This window comes from Streptomyces sp. SDT5-1, assembly GCF_052245995.1.
Taxonomy (GTDB): domain Bacteria; phylum Actinomycetota; class Actinomycetes; order Streptomycetales; family Streptomycetaceae; genus Streptomyces.
The window spans coordinates 6,269,110-6,290,460 of sequence record NZ_CM125963.1 but is presented as its reverse complement, the minus strand read 5'-3'; the positions used below and the strand labels follow the sequence as shown (position 1 = coordinate 6,290,460).

Annotated in this window: 13 protein-coding genes and 1 pseudogene; 3 read left to right on the top strand and 11 right to left on the bottom strand. The window is 69.2% G+C overall.

What is annotated here, in order from left to right; translation table 11 throughout:
• Nucleotides 1–69 precede the first annotated feature (69 nt).
• The 7 genes from ACTWJ8_RS28930 to ngcE all read right to left on the bottom strand — a co-directional run bounded on the left by ACTWJ8_RS28930 (nt 70) and on the right by ngcE (nt 8,332).
• On the bottom strand, nt 70–1,359 hold the full coding sequence (locus ACTWJ8_RS28930; RefSeq protein WP_356378507.1) for a sugar ABC transporter permease: 1,290 nt from the start codon (nt 1,357–1,359) through the stop codon (nt 70–72).
• The gene (locus ACTWJ8_RS28925) at nt 1,356–2,147 is read right to left on the bottom strand and encodes an ATP-binding cassette domain-containing protein (RefSeq protein ID WP_356378504.1); all 792 of its coding nucleotides are present in this window, start codon (nt 2,145–2,147) and stop codon (nt 1,356–1,358) included. The genes ACTWJ8_RS28930 and ACTWJ8_RS28925 overlap by 4 nt, the downstream gene beginning before the upstream one ends.
• Before the next feature lie 176 nt (nt 2,148–2,323).
• Nucleotides 2,324–3,442 (bottom strand): substrate-binding domain-containing protein, encoded by a 1,119-nt coding sequence (locus tag ACTWJ8_RS28920; protein WP_443260654.1) that lies wholly within the window; start codon nt 3,440–3,442, stop codon nt 2,324–2,326.
• A 121-nt stretch (nt 3,443–3,563) separates the two neighbouring features.
• Entirely contained in the window at nt 3,564–4,775 is a 1,212-nt protein-coding gene (locus ACTWJ8_RS28915) for an ROK family transcriptional regulator (protein WP_443260653.1), read from the bottom strand.
• Nucleotides 4,776–4,971: 196 nt separating this feature from the next.
• Nucleotides 4,972–5,862 (bottom strand): carbohydrate ABC transporter permease, encoded by an 891-nt coding sequence (locus ACTWJ8_RS28910; RefSeq protein WP_443260652.1) that lies wholly within the window; start codon nt 5,860–5,862, stop codon nt 4,972–4,974.
• Nucleotides 5,859–6,920: a carbohydrate ABC transporter permease gene (locus ACTWJ8_RS28905; RefSeq protein ID WP_443260651.1), complete on the bottom strand. Its 1,062-nt coding sequence runs from the start codon at nt 6,918–6,920 to the stop codon at nt 5,859–5,861. The genes ACTWJ8_RS28910 and ACTWJ8_RS28905 overlap by 4 nt, the downstream gene beginning before the upstream one ends.
• A gap of 8 nt (nt 6,921–6,928) precedes the next feature.
• Nucleotides 6,929–8,332, bottom strand: a complete 1,404-nt coding sequence (gene ngcE, locus ACTWJ8_RS28900) for an N-acetylglucosamine/diacetylchitobiose ABC transporter substrate-binding protein (protein ID WP_356378489.1) — start codon at nt 8,330–8,332, stop codon at nt 6,929–6,931.
• A gap of 567 nt (nt 8,333–8,899) precedes the next feature.
• Between ngcE and ACTWJ8_RS28895 the strand changes: the two genes are divergently transcribed.
• Nucleotides 8,900–12,739 (top strand): GH92 family glycosyl hydrolase, encoded by a 3,840-nt coding sequence (locus tag ACTWJ8_RS28895; RefSeq protein ID WP_443260650.1) that lies wholly within the window; start codon nt 8,900–8,902, stop codon nt 12,737–12,739.
• A 33-nt stretch (nt 12,740–12,772) separates the two neighbouring features.
• On the opposite strand, the gene ACTWJ8_RS28890 is transcribed toward ACTWJ8_RS28895, so the two are convergent.
• The 4 genes and pseudogenes from ACTWJ8_RS28890 to ACTWJ8_RS28875 form a co-directional block, all read right to left on the bottom strand.
• Nucleotides 12,773–14,293: an ABC transporter substrate-binding protein gene (locus ACTWJ8_RS28890; protein ID WP_443260649.1), complete on the bottom strand. Its 1,521-nt coding sequence runs from the start codon at nt 14,291–14,293 to the stop codon at nt 12,773–12,775.
• Nucleotides 14,293–16,452, bottom strand: coding sequence for an ATP-binding protein (locus ACTWJ8_RS28885; protein WP_443260648.1), 2,160 nt, complete (start codon nt 16,450–16,452; stop codon nt 14,293–14,295). Before ACTWJ8_RS28885 ends, ACTWJ8_RS28890 begins: the two co-directional genes overlap by 1 nt.
• A 106-nt stretch (nt 16,453–16,558) precedes the next feature.
• On the bottom strand, nt 16,559–19,744 hold the full coding sequence (locus ACTWJ8_RS28880) for an NACHT domain-containing protein (protein ID WP_443260647.1): 3,186 nt from the start codon (nt 19,742–19,744) through the stop codon (nt 16,559–16,561).
• A 79-nt stretch (nt 19,745–19,823) separates the two neighbouring features.
• Nucleotides 19,824–20,201: pseudogene (locus tag ACTWJ8_RS28875) on the bottom strand (ATP-binding protein); the annotation flags it as partial.
• 104 nt (nt 20,202–20,305) lie between these two features.
• On the opposite strand from ACTWJ8_RS28875, the gene ACTWJ8_RS28870 reads away from it, so the two are divergent.
• Both ACTWJ8_RS28870 and ACTWJ8_RS28865 read left to right on the top strand, forming a co-directional pair.
• A complete protein-coding gene (locus ACTWJ8_RS28870) occupies nt 20,306–21,130 on the top strand; it encodes a helix-turn-helix domain-containing protein (protein WP_443260646.1) in 825 nt (274 codons plus the stop codon).
• A complete protein-coding gene (locus tag ACTWJ8_RS28865) occupies nt 21,127–21,318 on the top strand; it encodes a DUF397 domain-containing protein (protein WP_443260645.1) in 192 nt (63 codons plus the stop codon). The genes ACTWJ8_RS28870 and ACTWJ8_RS28865 overlap by 4 nt, the downstream gene beginning before the upstream one ends.
• Nucleotides 21,319–21,351 lie beyond the last annotated feature (33 nt).

Genomic DNA, 21,351 nt, shown 5'->3' with positions numbered 1-21,351 from the left:
GTGACTGTGCCCGGCGTCACCCTTGACGCCGGGCACAGTCGGTCGTGGCCCGTGGCCGCGCGGTCGGCGTCAGGCGCGACCGGCGGTCTTCTGGGTCTTTCGGGTGATCGAGTCGATGACGACCGTGGCGAGCAGCACACCGCCGGTGATCATGTACTGGATCGGGGTGGCGATGCCCTGGAGGGCGAGGCCGTACTGGATCGACGTGATCACCAGCACACCGAGCAGCGCGTTCCAGGTGCGGCCCCGGCCGCCGAAGAGGCTGGTGCCGCCGATGACGGCCGCGGCGATGACGTTCATCAGGAGGTCGCCGGCGCCGGCGCTCTGGTTGGCCGCCGCGATCTTGGAGGCCCAGAAGAGGCCGCCGACCGCCGCGAACAGCCCGGCGAGCGAGAAGACCGAGATCCGGATCGCCGTGACGTTGATGCCGGCACGCCGGGACGCCTCGACGCTGCCGCCGAGCGCGTTGACCTTGCGGCCGTACGAGGTGCGGCGGAGCAGGAAGTCGGTGCCGACGAGGACGATGCCGAAGAGCAGCACCGCGAGCGGCAGGCCCTTGTACTGGTTGAAGATGATCGCGACGCCGAAGACGGCGATCGCCAGCAGCACCGTGCGCATGATGATGTCGCTGAGCGGCCGGGACGGGATGCCCGCGGCCTCACGGCGCCGGTTGCCGAGGAACGTCGGCACGAAGTAGCCGAGGACCGCGACGACGGCGAGCCCGTAGGCGGCGGCGACGTCGGAGAAGTAGTACGTGGTGAGCTTGCCGACCACGCCGTCGCCGTCGATGTTGATGGTGCCGTTGGAGCCCAGGATCTGGAGCATGAAGCCGTTCCAGAACAGCAGGCCCGCCAGGGTGACGGCGAACGCGGGGGCGCCGAGCCGGGCGAAGAAGAAGCCGTGCAGGGCGCCGATGAGCGCGCCGGCGGCGAGCGAGATGAGGACGGCGAGCCACTCGTTCATGCCGTGCGTGACGCTGAGCACCGCGGTGATCGCGGAGGAGACGCCGGAGACGGAGCCGACCGAGAGGTCGATCTCGCCGAGCATCAGCACGAACACGATGCCGACCGACATCATGCCGGTGGCGACCATGGCGACGAGGATGTTGTTGATGTTCTCGGCGCCGAGGAACGCGGAGTTCAGGCTCTGGAAGATCGCGCAGATGACGATCAGGCCGATGACGACCGGGATCGCTCCCAGGTCGCCGCCCTTGATCTTGCGCTTGAACTCGCCGATGTATCCGGCGAAGCCCTGCTCGCGCACGAGGAGGCGGGGGTCGACGGCGGCGACGGCCGCGCCCTCCGCGGCAGCGGGGGCGTCCACGGGGGTCTGTGGCGTGTCGGTCTTGTCGATGCTCACTTCTGAGCCTCCCCGTTCGCGCGCGCCGCACGTCGGGTCACGGCGTTGTCCGTGGCGCCGGTGATGGCGGAGATGATCTCTTCCTGCGACGTGCTCTTGACCTCGAACACGCCGTTGTTGCGGCCGAGCCGCAGGACCGCGACCTTGTCGGCGACGGCCTTCACGTCGGCCATGTTGTGGCTGATCAGGATGACCGCGTGGCCGCGCTCGCGGAGGCGCTCCACGAGGTCGAGGACCTGCGCGGTCTGCTCGACGCCGAGGGCCGCGGTGGGCTCGTCGAGGATCACCAGCTTGGGCTCGCCGAGCATGGAGCGGGCGATGGCCACGACCTGGCGCTGACCGCCGGAGAGCGAGGCGATCGGGATCCGCACGCTGGGTATCCGGATCGACAGGGTGTCGAGGAGCTCCCTCGACCTGCGCTCCATCTCGACCTCGTCGAGGACGCCGCGCTTCTTGATCTCGCGCCCCAGGAACAGGTTGCCGACGACATCGATGTTGTCGCACAGCGCGAGGTCCTGGTAGACGGTCGCGATGCCCAGGTCCTGGGCGTCGTGCGGCCGGTTGACCGCGACGGCCTTGCCGTCCCACTCGATGACACCGTCATCGATGGGGTGCACGCCGGCGATCGTCTTGACCAGGGTGGACTTTCCGGCACCGTTGTCGCCGACCAGGGCGACCACCTCACCGGCGTGGACTTCAAGCTCGACGTCGGTGAGCGCCTGCACGGCACCGAATCGCTTGGAGACCCCGCGCAACGCCAGCACGGGCGTAGCGGACACGTGAACCATCTCCTTCACCGCCAAAGGCCTGACCCGGCGGGAGGTTGCACTCAGAAGAATGAGGGGGGTGGGTGTTACGTCCGGCGCCCCGCCGTTGAGCTGCGGGGCTGTCGGCGGCGGGGCGCCGGACGTGCATCAGGGGGCCGTACGGGGCCCGTGCGGGCCGGGGTGGCCCGGTACCTGGGTTACTTCAGGCCGATCTTGTCGCAGGCCTTCTTGTACTTGGCCGTGCAGATGTCGTTGACCGTGTAGTAACCCTCCTTGATGACCGTGTCCTTGATGTTGTCCTGCGTCAGGGAGACGATCGGGACGATCACGGAGGGGATGCCCTTCTCGGTGCCGCTGTCGACCTTGGTGGTCTCGAGCGAGCCGTCGAGCTTGCCCGTCTTGGCGATCGAGACGGCCATCTTGGCGACGGTCTCGGCCTCCTGCGGGTAGGACTTGAAGACGGACATGTACTGATCGCCGGTCACGATGCGCTGCACGCCCGCGAGTTCGGCGTCCTGGCCGGTGACCGGGGGAAGCTTGGAGACGCCCGCGCTCTTGAGCGCGGTGATGATGCCGCCCGCGAGGCCGTCGTTGGCGGAGTAGACGCCGACGATCTTGTCCTTGCCGATGGCGGAGATCGCGCCTTCCATGTTGGCGTTGGCGTTCTCCGGCTTCCACTCCTTGGTGTCGTACTCCTTGGCGATCTTGACCTTGCCGTCGAGTACGGAGTGGGCGCCCTTCTTGAAGTCGCCGGCGTTCGGGTCCGTCGCGGCACCGTTCATCATGACGATGCTGTTGCTCGGCTTGGCCTTGTCGCCCAGGGCCTTCAGGAGCGCCTTGCCCTGCTCCTTGCCGACCTCCTGGTTGTCGAAGGAGGTGTACGCGGAGATCGGTCCCTCGGCCAGGCGGTCGTAGGCGACGACCGGGATGTCGGCGTCCTTGGCCTTCTTCACGCCGCCGGCGACGGCCTTGGAGTCCACGGCGTCGAGGATCAGCACGTCCACCTTGTTGGTGATCATCGTGTCGATCTGCTGCGACTGCAGGGACGCGTCCTGCTTGGCGTTGAGGTACTGGATCTTGCCCTTGCCATTCGTCAGCTTCTTGACCTGCTGCTCGATGATGGGCTTGTCGAACTTCTCGTAACGCGCGGTCTGGTTCTCCGGAAGGAGCAGGCCTATCTTCAGCGCGTCGGTCTTCTTTCCGGCGGTCTTGTCGCCCTCGCCCTTGGACTCCTTGGCGCTGCCACAGGCGGCGAGAGAGACGGCCATGGCGCTGGCACACACAGCAACGGCGGCACGACGCATACGCGTGTTCACTTCAGAAACCTCCCTGACGAGGCCGCGTCGTTGCGGCCGAGGTGGCTGGAAGTCAACTCGGCCGCAACCGCAGCGTCAAGGAGTAAATCCTTAACGGGTTGGCAACGGTGTCATGCGTTCTCTAAGTGAAGGCAGGTGTGGCTGCGGGCACAGTGCCTGCACCGGAACCGTCCAAAAGCATCGAATCGCCCATCTCGCTGAGGGCCAGGGCCAGCGCCCCGAGCACCTCCGCGCGGCCGCCCAACGCCCCCGGGAGGACCGAGAGTTGGCGCGCCGCGCTGGGGATCGCATAGCGCCCCACGGACTCCCTGATGGGCCCCAGGACCAGCTCGCCGGCCTCCGCCAGATCGCCGCCCAGGACGACCCTGCTGGGGTTCAGGAGGTTGCACAGGTTCGCGACGCCGGAGCCGATGTGACGGCCCACGTCCGCGACGACGCGGCGGCAGCCCGGGTCGCCGTCGCGCGCGAGCCGCACGACCTTCTCCATGGTCAGGTCCGTGCCGTGACTGGAGGTGAGCAGCGGCAGCACGTAGCGGGCCGCGGTGAAGGTCTCCAGGCAGCCGCGGTTTCCGCAGCGGCACACCGGGCCCGACTCGTCGAGCGTGATGTGCCCGATCTCGCCGGCCGTGCCGCCGGGGCCCCGGTAGATCTTTCCGCTGATCACGAGGCCCGCGCCGACACCGCTTGCGACCTTGATGTACGCGAGGTCCTTCACGCCCCTGCCGCTGCCCCAGACCAGCTCGCCGAGCGCGCCGAGGTTGGCGTCGTTGTCGACGTGCACGGGGACGCCCAGGCGCCTGGCCAGCTCCTCCGCGGGCTTGGTGCCGGACCAGCCCGGCAGGATCGACGTGGAGCCGAGGGTGCCGCTCTCCACGTCGATGGGGCCCGGCACGCCGAGCCCGACACCGGCGACCTTCGCGCGGTCCACGCCGGTGGCCACGATGAGGCGCTCCACCAGCTCCTCCGCCCGGTCGAAGCCCTGGGCGGCGGAGGCGTCGACGTCGAGCGGCTCGGACTCCTCGGCGAGCACCTGGTGGGCGAGGTTGCCGACGGCCACGCGCAGGTGGGTGTGGCCGAAGTCGACGCCGATCACGATGCCGGCGTCGCCGCTCAGGGAGACGCTGCGGGCCCGGCGGCCGCCGGCCGACGTGGGCGTGACCTCGACGGTTCCGCCGTCCTTGAGCTCCCGGACGATGTTGGAGACCGTCGCGGCCGACAGGCCCGTCGTCCTCGCGATCTCGGCCTGCGTGAGCGATCCGGCCAGCCGTACGGCACGTACGACGCGCTCCAGATTGGCCCGGTGCAGCGAGGACTGCGACCCCGGAGTCTCCATTGACCCACCCTTAGTCCCTTGGCCCACGTCACCCTACGTGACCAGACCTTGTACAAGTTATGAACTCCAAGCTCCGCTGAAGGTGTCTCCGTCGTCAAGCCCTTGACGGAAATCGGTACCTTCCGCCGCACGAAGGAACCGGGCCCCGGAGAGCGGTCTCTCCGGGGCCCGGCCCTTGCCGCGCAACGAACGCGGGTCAGCGGAAGGTGCCCTGGGACACCGATCCGGCGATCCGGCGCTGGAAGAAGATGTACACGATCAGTACGGGCACCACCGTGACGACGATCGCCGCGAAGAGGGCGCCGTAGTCGATGTCATAAACTTGCGAAGACGCGTAGGCGGCCATGCCCTGGGTCAGCACCCATTTGTCCTGGTCGGTGTTGAGCGCCACCGGCAGCAGGAACTGGTTCCAGAGCCCCAGGAAGTTGAAGATCGCCACCGCGGCCATGCCGGGGCTGGCCATCGGCAGCATCACCTGGAAGAACGCCCGCCAGTCCCCCGCCCCGTCGATCAGCGCGGCCTCGTACACGTCGTGCGGCAGGGACCGGAAGAACGCGTAGAGGAAGAACACCGTGAACGGCAGCGCGAACGCGACGTAGGTGAGGATCAGTCCGGGCCGGGTGTTGAGCAGCCCGAAGTTCTGCAGCTGGAAGAAGAGCGGGACGATCGCCAGGAAGACCGGGAAGGTCAGTCCGGCCAGCATCACGTAATAGATCAGCCGGCGACCCGGGAATTCGAACCGGGCCAGGATGTAGGCGCACATCGCGCCCAGCAGCATCACCAGGACCAGCGCGGAGACCACGACGATCACCGAGTTCAGGAAGAACCTGCCGATGTTCGCGTCGGTCCAGGCGTTCACGTAGTTCTCGACCCGCCAGTGTTTCGGCAGATCGAACGGGGACGACAGGATCTCGCCGGTCGACTTGAAGGACGACAGCAGCACCCACAGCATGGGCACGATCACGATCACCGACCACAGGATCAGCAGGCCGTGCGAGATCGCCGCGAACCTGCGGTCGCCGCTGACGACGGCCCTGGTCAGTTTCCGGTCGCTCGCCGGCTTCCGGGCGGCGGCTACGGCGCTCACCGGGCACCTCCCTTGGATCCCGCACGCCGGGCCTTCGGCGCCCGCGTCCTCTCCTTGCCCTCTTTCTCGCCGCCGCCGGTCAGCCGGTTGACGGTGAACACGAGCGCCGCGAACACCAGGGTGACGACGGCGAGGACCACGCCCATCGCGGTGGCGAGGCCGAACTGCTGCTTGGTGAAGGCCATGTGGTACAGCCGCTGACTGATCGTCAGGGTCGAGTTGGCGGGCCCGCCGTTCGGCAGCATCGCCTGTACGTAGACGAACGCGTCGAGGGCGGCGATGCCCAGGTAGATGTACGCCGTCTGCACGCTGTCCCGGATCGCCGGCAGGGTGACCGAGAGGGTCATCCGGAACCGGCCGGCCCCGTCGATCCTCGCCGCCTCGTACAGCTCGGCGGGGACGCCCTTGATCGCGGCGATGAAGAGCACCGCGTAGAAGCCGACGAGGCCCCAGACGAAGACGAACATCAGGGCCGGCATCGCGGTCGAGGTCTCGCCGAGCCAGGCGAATTCCTTGAAGCCGTCGAGGCCGAGCGAGGTGAGGAGGCCGTTGACCAGGCCCGCGTTCGGGTCGAACATCTGGGCCCAGATCAGGCCGACGATGATCGCCGGCACGACGTAGGGGAAGAACGAGATGATCCGGTAGAAGGAGGCCGCGCGGATCCCCCGGACGGGGCCGATGCTGGGTCCGCCCAGGGTGACGGCCACCGCGACCGCCAGGGCGAGCGTCAGCGTGATCAGCGGTACGAAGGCCGCCAGCAGCGCGACGTTGGTCAGCGCCTTCAGGAAGATGTCGTCCTGGAAGATCTTGACGAAGTTGTCGAGCCCGACGAAGTCGTAATCGGGGCTGAAACCCCGCCAGTTCGTCATCCCCCAGAAGATCGCCTGGAGGAACGGGTACAGGACGAAGAGCACGAAGACGGCCAGCGGTACGCCGAGGAACGCGAGGAAGAACGTCACCCGGTCGAACGTGAGCTTGCGGCGTCGGGGACGCCCGCCGCGAGCGGCCGGCACGGGCCGGTCGCTCGCGGCTGCGGATTTGGAGATCGTTTCACTCATGGCGGGTGCTAGCTGACCTTGATCTTGTCGACGGAGTCGTCTTCGCGGACCTTGTCGGAGATCTTCTGCAGAGCCCTGGTCAGGCCCTTGGCGTCGAGGTCGCCGGAGAGGAACGAGTTCCACGGCACCAGCATGTCGGTGTTCATGCCGTAGGCGACGACGAACAGGTAGTTGAAGATGTTCTCGCCCGCTGCCTCCAGCATCTTCGTCTGCGAGACGAGGGCCGAGGAGCCGTAGCCGTCGGCGGGCACGGTGCCCTTGACGATCGTCGGGGCCAGCTTCGTCTTCGAGAAGTTGGCGGCCGCCTTCTCGGACAGCATGGCCCGCAGGACCTCCTTGCCGCCCGCCGCGTTCTTGCCCTGCTTGGGGACGATGAACGGCTCGCCCGCGGCCGCGCGCAGCGACTCGTAGGGCATCTTCGGCTTGTCCGTGAGGGTCATCTCCGGGAAGCCGGTCATCTGGAAGTCCTTCTTGGTGGCGTCCTTCATCTCGTTCTCGATCCAGCCACCGGACGGGTAGAGCAGCGCCTTCTGGTCGTTGCTCCAGATCGCCTGCGCCTTCTGGAACTGGGTGCCGGAGCCACCGGGGACGAACATCTTCTCCTTGACCATGGTCTCCATGACCTTGAGAACGCCCTGGATGGCCGGGTGCGACCAGGAGTCCTTCTCCAGGTTCTCCAGCGCGATCCTGACCTCGTCGCCGCCCTCCTTGATCGCGGAGTCCATGAGGAGCGTCGAGTAGTAGGTCGCCGCCTCCTTGCCGTGGACGAAGAGGTACTTGCCCTTCTTCTTGGCCTTCTGGCCGAGATCGAGCGCCTCGTCCCACGTCTTCGGCGGAGTCCAGCTGTTCTCCTCGAACAGCGTCTTCGAGTACCAGACGCCGTACACGGTCATCACGTAGTTGAGCGCGACGAACTTGTCCTTGAAGGTGCCCGGGTCCTTGACGCCGGGGTAGATCGTGTCGGCGATCTTCTTGCCCTCGTAGTTCTTGGCCTCGAGGACGTCGTCCAGCTCCTCCAGCTGGTCGAGGATGCCGAGGAAGCCGATCTGGTCCTCGCCGGAGTTGTCGATGAGGTCCGGCGGGTTGCCGCCGACGAACCGGGGCTGGAGCTCGGGCGCGATGTCGACGACCGGCTTGACCTGGACCTTCGTGCCGGCGATCTGGGCCCCGATGACCTTGTTCACGTAGTCGACGTAGTCGGTTCCGTAGCCGCCGTCGAAGATGGCCGCCTCGACCTTGGAGTTCTTGGCGACGCCGAAGGGGTTCTTCTCGCTCCCCTTGTTCTTCGTGCCGCCATTGTCGTCATTGCTGGAGGGGGAGCCACACGCGACGGCGAACGACCCCATGGCGGCGGTGGCGATCGCCCCGCGCAGAAGTGTGCGCCTGTCAAGAGAGCCGGCACGAATGGTCATCTCTGCATCCTCACTGATCGATTGGATCTCTAACGGTTGGCTGCATGTTCGGCTGCCGGGCCAGATCGGCCATGCGCTTGCCGGGTTTCTCTGTGAGCGCGCGTCCTGGTGCCGGTGCCGCTCAGGGGCACCGCTGACGATCAGCTGAGCGATGTCGGAAAAGGCCTGCACTGAAGGTGGATCCCATGCTCAAGTCCTCGACCTCCCCATGGTGTTGCCGGCCCGGTTGACGCGCAGGCCGGGGCGGTGGCGACAGGTATAGTCCACTCCCTGTGAGAGGGGCAAGATCGAATGCAGGTTTGGGCATCGGTCTTTTCCGAGTTGAGACCTCCCGGAAATACGTCGCACGCGTGACGAACCGAGCTTTCCAACTGCCTTGTCTACAAAGGGTGTAGCGGAACCTCACTTGCCGGTTACTTCCACGCCCGCAATTGCGCGAGAAGCGGCGCGTAATCGCCGTGCCACCAAAAGACACCAACACCCTTGACAACACTGGGCACTTCGACCACTACTGGACTCTGCTCAACAACTGACAACGTTGTCCAGCAGCCGGAGGGTGAGCCCTGCATGCGAGGTAGATCCAGACACAGACTCGGCACCGTGGCCGCGCTCGGCGCGGCCGCTCTCGTGATCACCGCCGGAGGGCAGGGCCTCGGCCCCGGCACCGCCGCCCACGCCGCCGAGGGCGAGCCTTCGTTCCGCTCGTCCTTCGAGGCCGGGCAGCCCACCCCGGACTGGCTGAACACCGTCGACACGGACGCCGACGGCACGAAGCGGGCGAGCGGCGTCGACGGCGCGTACAGCAGCGGCATGCCGGGCAATGTGAACGGCCATGTCACCGACGTCCGGGCCAGCGACGAGAACACCGGCGGCGGCGAGACCAAGGAGAACCTCGTCGACGGCGAGGCGACGACCAAGTGGCTGGCGTTCACACCGACCGCCTGGGTCGAGTACGACCTCGACGAGCCGGTCAAGATCGCCAAGTACGCGCTGACGTCCGCCAACGACCACGACGAGCGCGACCCGAAGGACTGGACGCTGAAAGGCTCGGCGGACGGCAAGGAGTGGACGACGCTCGACACCCGCTCCGGCGAGACCTTCGACAAGCGCCACCAGCTGAAGTCGTACGACCTGCAGAGCCCGGCCGAGTACGCGCACTTCCGCATCGAGTTCACGAAGAACAACGGCGCGGGCGACGCGACGCAGCTCGCCGACTTCCAGCTCTCCACCGGCGAGGACTCCACCCCGGCCCCCGAGGACATGCTCTCGCTCGTGGACCGCGGGCCGACCGCCTCCCCCACCGCGAAGGCGGGCGTCGGCTTCACCGGCACGCGCGCGCTGCGCTACGCCGGTACCCACAAGGGCGGCGGGCGCGCCTACTCGTACAACAAGGTCTTCGACGTCAATGTCGCGGTGGCCAAGGACACCGAGCTGGCGTACAAGATCTTCCCGTCGATGGCGGACGGCGACCGCGACTACGACGCCACGAACGTCTCCGTCGACCTCGCCTTCACCGACGGCACGTACCTGAGCGACCTCAAGGCCGTCGACTCCTACGGCGGGCTCCTCACGCCGCAGGGGCAGGGCGCCGCCAAGCGGCTCTACGTGAACCAGTGGAACGCCGTGAAGTCCGGCATCGGCTCCGTGGCCGCCGGGAAGACGGTCGACCGGGTCCTCGTCGCGTACGACTCCCCCAAGGGGCCGGCGAAGTTCCGCGGCTGGCTCGACGACATCAGCATCGCGAAGGCGCAGCCGGTGAAGCCCAAGGCGCACCTGAGCGACTACGCGTCGACGACCCGCGGCACGAACTCCACCGGCGGCTTCTCGCGCGGCAACACATTCCCGGCGACGGCCGTCCCGCACGGCTTCAACTTCTGGACGCCGGTGACCAACGCGGGCTCGCTGAGCTGGCTGTACGACTACGCGCGCGACAACAACGCGGACAACCTGCCCGCCCTCGAGGCGTTCTCGGCGAGTCACGAGCCGAGCCCGTGGATGGGTGACCGGCAGACGTTCCAGGTGATGCCGTCGGCGAAGAAGGGCGACGCGCTCGACACGTCGCGTTCGGGCCGTGCGCTGCCGTATCTGCACGAGGACGAGACGGCGACCCCGTCGTACTACGGCGTGACGTTCCAGAACGGCGTCAAGGCCGAGATGACGCCGACCGATCACGCGGCGGCGCTGCGCTTCAGCTATCCGGACGACGACGCGAGCGTGGTCTTCGACAACGTCTCCGAGCAGGGCGGCCTCACGCTCGACAAGGAGAGCGGGGTCGTGACCGGCTACTCCGACGTGAAGTCGGGCCTGTCGGCGGGCGCCACCCGGCTGTTCGTCTACGGCACGTTCGACAAGCCGGTGACGGACGCGGCGGCGTCGGGCGTGAAGGGGCACTTCACGTTCGACGCGGGCAAGGACCGCACGGTGACGCTGCGCCTGGCGACCTCGCTGATCAGCGTCGACCAGGCGAAGGACAACCTCGCGCAGGAGCTGCCGGCGAAGCGCTCGTTCTCCGCCGTGCGGGACGCGGCGCGCGCCCAGTGGGACGCGCTGATGAAAAAGGTGGAGGTCGAGGGCGCGACGGACGACCAGCGCACCAGCCTCTACTCCTCGCTGTACCGGCTGTACCTGTACCCCAACTCGGCGTTCGAGAAGGTGCGTTCGCAGGGCGGCAAGTCGACGTACAAGTACGCCTCGCCGTTCTCGCCGATGCCGAACCCGGACACCCCGACGCACACGGGCGCGAAGATCGTCGAGGGCAAGCCGTACGTGAACAACGGCTTCTGGGACACGTACCGCACGACGTGGCCCGCCTACTCGCTGCTGACGAAGAAGAAGGCCGGTGAGCTGGTCGACGGGTTCGTGCAGCAGTACCGGGACGGCGGCTGGACCTCCCGCTGGTCCTCGCCCGGCTACGCGGACCTGATGACCGGCACCTCGTCCGACGTGGCGTTCGCCGACGCCTACGTGAAGGGCGTGGACGGCTTCGACGTCGAGTCGGCGTACAAGGCGGCCGTGAAGAACGCGACCGTGGTCCCGCCGTCGGCCGGTGTGGGCCGCAAGGGCATGACGACGTCCCCGTTCCTCGGCTACACGCCGTCGGACACGCACGAGGGCATGTCGTGGGCGATGGAGGGCTACCTCAACGACTTCGGCATCGCGGAGATGGGCCGCAAGCTCTACGAGAAGACCGGCGACAAGCACTACAAGGAGGAGTCCGACTACTTCCTGAACCGCGCCCGCGACTACGTCAACATGTTCGACGACAAGGCGGCCGGGACGGGCTTCTTCCAGGGCAAGGACAAGGATGGCAACTGGCGGGTGAAGTCCGCCGACTTCGACCCGGCGATCTGGGGCTACGACTACACGGAGACCAACGCCTGGGGCTACGCGTTCACCGCCGTCCAGGACAGCCGCGGCCTCGCCAATCTGTACGGCGGCAGGGACGGTCTCGCCAAGAAGCTCGACACGTACTTCGACACGCCGGAGACCGGTTCGGCGGACGTCGCCGGCTCGTACGGCGGTGTCATCCACGAGATGACCGAGGCGCGTGACGTGCGGATGGGCATGTACGGGCACTCGAACCAGGTCGCGCACCACGTGACGTACATGTACGACGCGGCGGGTCAGCCGTGGAAGACGCAGGAGAAGGTCCGCGAGGTCATGTCGCGGCTCTACACCGGCAGCGAGATCGGCCAGGGCTACCACGGCGACGAGGACAACGGCGAGCAGAGCGCCTGGTACCTGTTCTCGTCGCTCGGCTTCTATCCGCTGGTCATGGGCAGCGGCGAGTACGCCATCGGGTCCCCGCAGTTCACGAAGATGACGCTGCACATGGACGGCGGCAAGGACCTCGTCGTGAAGGCGCCGAAGAACAGCGCGAAGAACATCTACGTGCAGGGCGTCAAGGTCAACGGCAAGGCGTGGAACAAGACGTCGCTGCCGCACTCGGTGATCGCGAAGGGCGGTGTCGTCGAGTTCGCGATGGGCGACAAGCCGTCGAAGTGGGGTACGGGAGCGGGTGCCGCCCCGACGTCGATCACGAACGACGACAAGGTGCCCGCGCCGCGCTCCGACGCGATCAAGGGCTCGGGCGCCCTGTTCGACAACTCGTCGGCGACGTCCGCGAGCACGGAGTCGGTGGAGCTGCCGGTCGGCGCCGACGGCGCGAAGGCCGTCCAGTACACGCTGACGTCCGATGACCGGGCGAAGGCCCCGACGGGCTGGCGCCTGGAGGCGTCGGACGACGGCAAGGACTGGAAGACCGTCGACAGCAGGTCGGGCGAGTCCTTCGCCTGGGACAAGCAGACCCGGGTGTTCTCGGTGCCGTCCCCGGCGGCGCACCAGCAGTACCGGCTGGTGTTCACCGGCGGGGCGGCGACGGTGGCGGAGGTGGAGCTGCTGTCGTGACGCGGTCCCGGGTGGCGTGCCGTGCGCGGCGCGTCACCCGGGGCAGTCGCCACGGTCGTACGTCCGGTACAGGGGCAGCTTCCGGTCGTGGCGCTGGGCGGGGAACTCGACGACCGGTACCGGCTTGCAGGCCGACCACCGGTCGTTCGTGTCCTGGCCCGCGAATCCGTAGGTGCCGGTGGCGCCCTGGAGCATCCCTGAGCTGTTGATGGTGGACTGCGAGAGCGTCGTGTAGAGCTCCTGCGTCGTCGGCAGCTGCTTGGTGCTCCTGCCCGCGTTCATCTCGGCGAAGGTGCGCTTCATGGCGGTGGTGAGCAGCCGCAGGCCGTCGTAGTACGAGGCCGCGTAGCCGTCGGCGAGGGGCTTGGCGCCGAGCGGGTGGGCGGTGCGCAGTTCGTCGAAGCGGTCGAGGAAGTCGTCGACTCCGGCGGGCCTGTTCGTCGAGCCTGCCTTCTCCCAGCGCGGGTCGAAGGAGGCGGCGTCGACGATGGTGGCCTTCGCCCGCTTCAGGTCGCGGGCGACCTCCGGCCTGGTGAGGGTGGGTTCGAGGCCGATGCCGGTCTTGAGGATGCGCAGCGGCCCGCCGTCGTCGCAGCGGCCGGCGTCGGAGAGGGCGTCGATGAAGCCCGGCAGGTCCTGGTCGCGGCCCGCGAAGAAGACGGTGTCGACGCCCTCGCCGCAGATCTTGTTGACGGCGTCGACGAAGATGCCCGGTTCGCCCTCGTCGCTGCCGGATGAGCCGGTGAAGATGGACGAGCTGTCGGCGAGCCCGTAGGCCTTGCCGAAGCTGCGCTTGAGGGTGGCGGTCAGGTCCTTCGAGTAGACGTCGCCGGTGTGCCGGTCGAGCAGCAGCAGCCCCTTTTTCTTCCCTTGCGGGTAGGTGTCGAGGTACTGCTTCAGGGCGTTGGCGAACTCCTTGTCGTCCGGCGAGGTCTTGAAGAAGTACGGGTAGTTCATCGACGAGGCGTTGATGACGGGGCCCACCGTGGGGATCTTGCGCGCGCTCAGTTCGTCGAGCGCGTCGCGGGTGTCCGTCTGGCTGCTGGGGATGCCGGTGACGCCGACGAGCGGGTGGTCCTGGTCGGCGGCGAGCGCGCCGAGCCGCTTGACGACGGGCTGCCACTGGTCGAGGTGTCTGCCGACCGGCGCCATCATCAGCTGGACGTGCGGGCCGCCCGCCCCGGCGTTGGCCTCCTTGAGGGCGGCGAGGGATCCGGCGAGGGCGCGGCGGATCATGTCGCCGGTCATCGCGCTGGTGTCGCCCGAGGTGTAGGCCATCATCAGGGCGACGCGGACGTAGGGGGTGCCGCTCTGCGAGGCGACCCTGTCGTTCTCGGCGGCGATGGCGTCGATGAGGGTGCGGATGTCGTGGTCGGCCTCGAAGCTCTCGGTGGTGACGCCGATGCACTGGCCGTCGATGTCGCTGAGGCCGTCGTCGCACTTGCGCAGCAGTTTCGAGCCGCCGTAGACGCCGCCCGCGACGAGCGCGAGCACGACGACCAGCGCGACGCACCAGTCCAGCGGACCCCACTCCCTGATCCTGCTGCCGAACATCAGCCTCCCTCCACGGAGTTGGCGCTTGCGGGTACGGGCAGTTCCTGCCCCTTGCGGGCGGCGGTGGGCCAGTCGCGGGCGGCCTGGCCGAGGGCCGCGTACCAGGTGGGGTGGCGGCGGGCGAGAAAGCCCAGCTCCTCCCCCACGGCCCGGCACATGCGGTCGGCGTCCGGGTCGAGGGCGGCGTCCGCGTACGGCTCGGAGAGGTACCACAGGGCGTGCAGGAGGCGGTTGATGCTGCGGCCCGAGGGGTCGAGGCGGGCGTAGCGGGCGGCGTGCTCGCCGTCGGCGATCTCGACGCGCTGGTCGCACCAGGTGTCGTCGGTGGGTGGCACGGGCGCGCTCGCGCACCGCTTGAGGCAGTGCAGCCAGTGCTCGACGCTCTGCTCGGCCTCCTCGGCGTCGAACTCGTCGGCGAGCATCGCGACGACCTGCTGCGGGTTCCCGGCGGCGAGGTTGTGGCGCAGGGCGTCGGCCTCCTCGGTATCGGCGCGCTGGACGTGGTGCAGGTGCAGGAAGGCGTGGACGGAGCGCCAGCTGTGCGGTTCGTCGCCGGGCGGCAGGGTGCGGCGCGCCTCGTGGACGAGGAGGGTGCGCAGGAGCGGGCTGGTGACGAGCGGGTCGTCCGCGGCCGGGAGGTCCTGCCACTCGCGCTCGACGAGGTACTGGGCGGCGGCCGTGGCCGGCAGCTGCTCGGGGCCGACGAGGCCGAGGTCCTGGGCGAGCGCCTCGGCGGCCTTGGCGTCACGGGCGAGGCAGAGCTTGACGAGGCGGTCGCGCTGGCGGCGGTCGGGCAGCAGGTCCCGCAGCAGCACCTCGGTGACGGCCCGGCCGCCCTCGACGCGCAGGTCGAGGAGGTCGCGGGGGACGACGGTGCGGTTCTGGCGTGCGGTCTCGACGGCGGCGTCGGCGAGGACGGTGCTGGCCGACGGGTGGCCGCCGGTGAGGGCGTGCAGGGCGGACGCGAGGTGCGGGTGGAGCAGGCGTGAGGACGCCCTGTCGAGCATGGAGAGGATGTCGTCCCTGGTCAGCGGGGTGAGCGGGAGGACGAGAAGGCCCTCGGACGGCTCGTGTCCCGTCCGCTTCCACAGGGTCGCGGCGTGGCCGGGGCGGCGGGCGCCGCCGGGCGGTACCAGGTCGGCGAGTTCGCGGCGGACGGCGTGCGGGGCGTCCTCGCGGGGCAGGTCGCCGAGCCGGGTGGCGACGACGACGGTCCTGTCGTCGTGGCCTCGACCGCCGATGGCCCGCTGTTCCAGGAGAAGTTCGAGGAAGCGGACGCCGGCCGGGGTGTGCGCCTCGTCGAGGAGGATCAGCGGCCAGGGCTCGCGGTTGAGCCGGCGCACGAGGCCGTGGGCGTGCGCGGTCTCCTCCAGGAAGCAGGCGGTCAGGGCCTGTTCGGCGGCGTGCAGGTAGTCGCCGCCGCGGTGGAAGCGGCGGGACAGCAGCCACAGCGCGTCCTCTTCGGCGATGGTGCCGTCGGGGGTCGTGTGCCGCTGCCGGAACCAGGCGCGGGAGGGCGCGAGGGACATCCGGGCGGCGAGCTGGCGGAGCACGGCGGCGGTGACGGGCTGGGTGCCGTCCGGGTCGTCGGGGTCGTGGTCGCGGGCGGCGGCCTCGCTGACGGAGGTCTCGACCTGGGTGGCCCAGTCGCGGGCGACCTCGCGCTCGGTGCCGCGCGCGAGGCCGCTGACGATGAGCATGCGGGCGTGTCTGCGGCACACCTCGTCGCGCTCGTCGCTCTGCCCGAGGTGCCAGCCTGACACCGCGAACAGGGCGGGCATCAGCGTGCGGAAGGTGCCGTACGTGGGGGTGAGCGCGCACACCAGGCGTTCGAGGATCTCGGCGGGCGACGCGGCGGTCTGGGGCGGCACGCTGCCTTCGGGGACCTCTTCGGGGAGCCCGGACGCGGTGGGCGATCCGGGGTCGACGGCGCGCACGTGGGCGAGCGGGAGGCGGCCGCGGTAGCCGCGGGCGAGGGCGTCGAGGAGGGCGCTGCGTCCGGTGCCGTGCTCGCCGGTGAGCAGCACGACGGGCACGTCGGAGCCGAACTCGCGGCGGGCGCGGGCGCGTTCGTGGAAGGCGAGTCCGGTGAGCGCGGGGACGAGCGATCCCACCAGGGGTTCGCGCCCGTACAGAAAGGGCGCCTTGGGCCTGGCCATCTTCGGCTGTCCTGCTTCCCTAGGGATCGTCAACTACGGCGTGAACCCTAGAACTTACCGTTCGTGTCGATCTCCTGCCAGATGGACGGCGGGACCGGCGGGGACCTCAGGGCTGCGGGTAAATCTCCAGTTCGGCGCCTTCGGGCAGGTCTTCGACTCCCTGGACGACGCCGCCCGGGTACGCGATGCGGACCTTGCGCAGCGAGGCGATCCCCTTCAGCGGCGAGAGGTCGAGGTCGCCGCCCTGGGTCACGTGCAGCTCCTCCAGGCCCTGCAAGCGGCGCGACATGCGGCGCAGTTGGAGCGGCGTGCCCTGCTGGGCGTAGACGTAGAGCTTGGTCAGTTGGGGGATCTGGCTGGTCGGGTTGAACAGGAGGGTGCTGAGCTGCTCGGCGGAGACGCACAGGGTGCGCAGTTGCGGCAGTCGGCCGAGGAGGCTGCCCCAGTCGTCGGGGAGCAGTCGGCTGCTGGCGTCCTGGAGCCGCAGCTCCTCCAGGGCGACGCAGCGGGTGATCTCGGAGAGTTCGGAGGTGCCGGGCGGCAGGGAGAGCGTCCTGAGCCGTCCCGGCCTGGGGAGTTCGGCGACGCCGCGCCAGGGGACGCCGGCGCCGATGTGCAGGGCTTCGAGTTCGGCGCACTGGTCGAGCTGTTCCAGCGGCTCGAACTGCGGCACGTTCTCCAGGACGAGGCTGCGCAGGCGCGGGAGCCGGGTGAGCGGTTCGGGGTCCTTGACGTTGCGGCAGCCCTGGAGGGTGAGGCTCTCCAGGTGCTGGAAGTCGTGCAGCAGCGCGAGGTCGTCGATCTGGAGGGCGCCGCGCAGCCGCAGCTCGCGCAGGTGCTCGGCGGAGAGGGCGGCGCGCACGGCGGCGGGGTCGAAGTCGCCGTGGATGCCGACGCGCTCGCAGCCGGGCAGCCGGGACAGCGCGTCGAGTTCCGCGCGGGAGCGGACCGTGACGGGTTCGCCTGGGGCGCGCTCGAGGAGCGGGGCGATGATCTCGCGGGCGTACGTGTCGGTGTCGAAGCGGTCCCAGTGGCCGAGGAGCTGGGCGCGCACGGTGGACTGGGAGGTGCTGAGGAACTCGCGCAGGCGCGGGATGGCGGCGTCGCCGCCGATCTGGCAGATGGCGTGCGCGGTCGCGAGCTCGGCGTCGCCGTCCAGCTCGTCGGCCCTCGGGAGCAGGCCGAGCAGCAGCGGTCCGGTGCGGGCGAGGACGCGGGCCTGGCGCAGGCTGCGGGGCGGGAGCATGCTCGCGGCCTCCGCCTCGATGGTCTGGCGCACGGCGGGTTCGAGCCGGGTCGCCTGTTCGAGGGAGGCGAGGGCGAGGAGGCGGATCCTGGCCTGGACGGTGACGTCCTTCTCGCGCTTGCCGCGGTCGCTGAGGCGCATCAGCAGATCGGCCCGCCCGTTGTGGTCGGCTTGCGCGACGGCCATCTGCACCACGTCCTCCCACTGGTCCATGTGAGCGTGTTTCACCAGCATGCCGAAGTCACGGTCCTCAAGAACAGCCTTGGCACCCAGGTAGTCCTGAAACGTACGATGAATGAAGTCGACGGCGCCCGGGGCGGGTTCCCGGAGGAGCCCGGACCTCTCCAGAAGATACTGCAACGCCTGTTCGGGTTCGCCGAGCCGCTCCAGGCTCGGGACCTGTGGCTGGAGCCGCCGCAGCTCGTGGATCGCGTCGTCGCGCTCCATCTGTGTGTCGTCGTTGCGGATCAGCCGGTACGCGAGCCGTTTCAGCGGTTCGGTCGCGGACTCCTCGTCGAGCCGGGGCCGGTCGTCGCCGCGCCGGTACAGGTCCCGCTCGACGTCGCGCCGCTCCAGGAGCATGGAGAGCGCGGCCCGGTACAGGGAGGCCCTGCCGTTCGGCAGGAAGCCCCTGCGCTCGCGGTGCAGGGCGCAGATGAGGCTGCACATCAGCGGGTTGGTGGCGAGGCGGCTGAGTTCGGGGTTGGAGCGCAGGGATTCGACGAGTTCCTCGCCGAGCCGTTCGGGCGCGCACGCGGCCGTGTGCCAGCGGGCGACGAAGCTGCGCAGGTCGTCGGGGCTGAGCGGGTTGAGGCTCAGCTCGTGGAAGCCCTCGTTCGCCAGCCAGCCGGGTTCGAGGGCGGAGGGCCGGGTGGTGCACAGCCAGAGGTTGCCCGGGAACTGGCGGACCAGTCCGCGCAGCCAGTCGCGGGTGCGGCGGCGGTCGGCCCTGGGGATCTCGTCGAGGCCGTCGACGAGCAGCACCCCGCGGCCGTTGCGCAGGATGCGGACGACCCAGCCGTCGGGTTCCTCGCCGGACAGCTCGCAGCGCGTCCACTTCAGGAACTCGTCGGGCAGCGGGAGTTCGGCGCCCTGCCGGGCGAGCGTGCGCAGCGGCAGCACGAACGGGACGCGGCCGATGAGCTGCGGCAGCTCGGAGGGGACGGCCTCCTGGCGCGCGGTGGTGAGGGCGAGCCACTGCACGAGGGTCGTCTTGCCGGTGCCCGCGAGGCCGTGCAGGAGGACCTTGCCGCGTCCGGCTAGCACGGACTCGACGCTCTCCTCGCGCACGGTCTCGTAGTCGCCGTCGGCCTCGGCCGCCGCGACGGGTACGGCGGTGGGGCACAAGTAGGCGTCGTCGAGGGGCCATTCGGGGCCCGCGGGGTCGCGGAGGTCGACGCCGTAGATGGTGAGGCGGCTGTGCCGCTCGACGATGTAGCGGGCGTACCGCTCCTCGAAGCGGATGTCCTCGGCCTGGTGGTCCTCTCCGACGATCACCCGCCACATGCGGTCCAACTGCTCCTTCTGCTCGCGGAGTTGCCGGGCGCTCGACAGCTGGGCGCGCGCCTCGAAGCCGGGCCGCTCGGTGAAGAAGCGCACGAGGTGCACGCAGGCGGTGCCGAGCAGCGCGTCGTGGAAGCGGGCGGCGTCGGCGGTGAGCAGCCCCTTGATGTCCCGCTCGGCCGCCCTGTTCAGGGTGGCGGCCAGCTCCTCGGGGCCGAGCAGCACCAGGTCGACGTCGTTCATGTCGAGTTGGCCGAGCGCGAAGAGCGTACGGGTGAGGGCCTGGCCCACCGCGTCGTGCTCGTCGTCGGGCAGCCGGGCCTCGTGCGGCGGCGCGGCCCGCACGGCGCGGCGCACGAGTTCGCGCGAGAGCCGGTGCATGTCGTCGCGGCTCAGCTTCGGGTGATCACCGGCGAAGGAGAGCAACGACCGCACGCGGACGGGTTTTTCATCGGGGAACTCGGCTCCGGCCGCCTTCGCCGGCGGCAGCACGAACCGCTTCAGCAGCGGCACCACCACCGAGGACGCGACCTTCAGCCCCACCGCTCCCGGATCCACCGCTCACCCCCGTCGCCCACGTGTCCTCCACCATACGTGTACGAGCCCGCTCGGACAGATGGCCGAACTCACACCACACGACCTTGCCCGGCGCCCGCTCCCCCACACCCCACTTGTCGGCCAGCGCCTCCACCAGGAACAGACCCCGCCCGCCCTCGTCCCGCGGCGCCGCGTGCGGCAGGCCGTCGCCGCTGTCGTGCACCTCGACACGCAGCCCGTCCTCGTACGGCAGCAGGCACAGCCGGTAGCCGCGGCCGGGCGGCACGCCGTGGAGCAGGGCGTTCGTGGTGAGTTCGCTGACGCACAGCACGATGTCGTCCGCGCGTTCGGGCGGAACGCGCCAGTCGGCGAGGGCGGCGCGGGTGAACTCCCGTGCGGCGGGGACGGTTTGGCGTTCGCGGCGGTAGAAGCGCTCGCGTGGTTCCCGGTTCACGAGTGGAATGTCGCGGAGAGTGATGCAATGGCGACAGTGATTCGACCCCGACAGATTTTTTGTCGGGGTTCGAGTGGGGTCGAGAAGGAACGGGGGCGGGGAGATTGCCCGTCATGAGCCCTGCGCAGCATCCGCCGAAGAATCCCTCGGCGATGAGGTTGGTCGCCGACCTCGTCGCGCTCTTCCGCAAGGCCGCCGGTTACACGCAGGCGGCGCTGGCGCAGCGGCTGATAGTGGCCGAGTCGACGATCGCGGCGATCGAGCAGGCACGCCGCCCGCTGGTGCCGAAGCTGGCGGCGTCGATGGACCAACTCCTCGACACCAAGGGGGCGTTGGCGACGGCCGTCGCGGCGATGCCGGAGGTGGACCAGTTTCCGTTGTGGGCGGAGTCGTACATCCAGCACGAGCGGGAGGCCATCGCTCTGTCCTGGTACGACGCGCTCGTCGTGCCCGGCATTCTTCAGACGGCCGAGTACGCCCGTACGTTGTTGGGTCAGCGAGTGCCCGCGTACAGCGAGGACGAGGTCGAGACGAAGACGGCGGCCCGCGTGGACCGCCAGACGATCCTGCACCGCAAGGTGCCGCCGACGATGAGCTTCGTGGTGTGGGAGCCGGCGCTAAAGATGGCGATCGCCGAACCGCTGGTGCGGGCGGACCAGTTGAGGTTCCTGCGCGAGTGCGCGGACCTGCCGGGGCTGTCGTTCCAGGTACTGCCGCTGGACGCGCAGGAGAACGCGGGCGACGCAGGCCCGTTCACCATCCTGGAGACCCCGGAACACCAGCAGCTTGCGTACGCGGAGTCGCAGCGCGGCAGCCAGTGGGTCTCCGACGCCGATGGAGTGTCCATCCTGGCTCGCAAGTATGCGATGCTGCGATCCCAGGCCCTCACCCCCAACGCGACCAGGGGCCTGCTGGATCGCCTGCTAGGAGAGACATGAGCACCGGACTTCACTGGTTCAAGTCGAGCTACAGCAGCAGCGAAGGCGGCCAGTGCCTCGAAGTAGCCGTCGACACCACCGTGGTCCACGTCCGCGACTCCAAGAACCCCGCCGGGCCGCACCTCACGGTCGCGCCGGAGGCCTGGGTCACGTTCGTGCGGGAAGAACGCGAAGGGCCGCGCCCCTGAACAGGGGCGCGGCCCGACCGCGTGTCCGGTCCG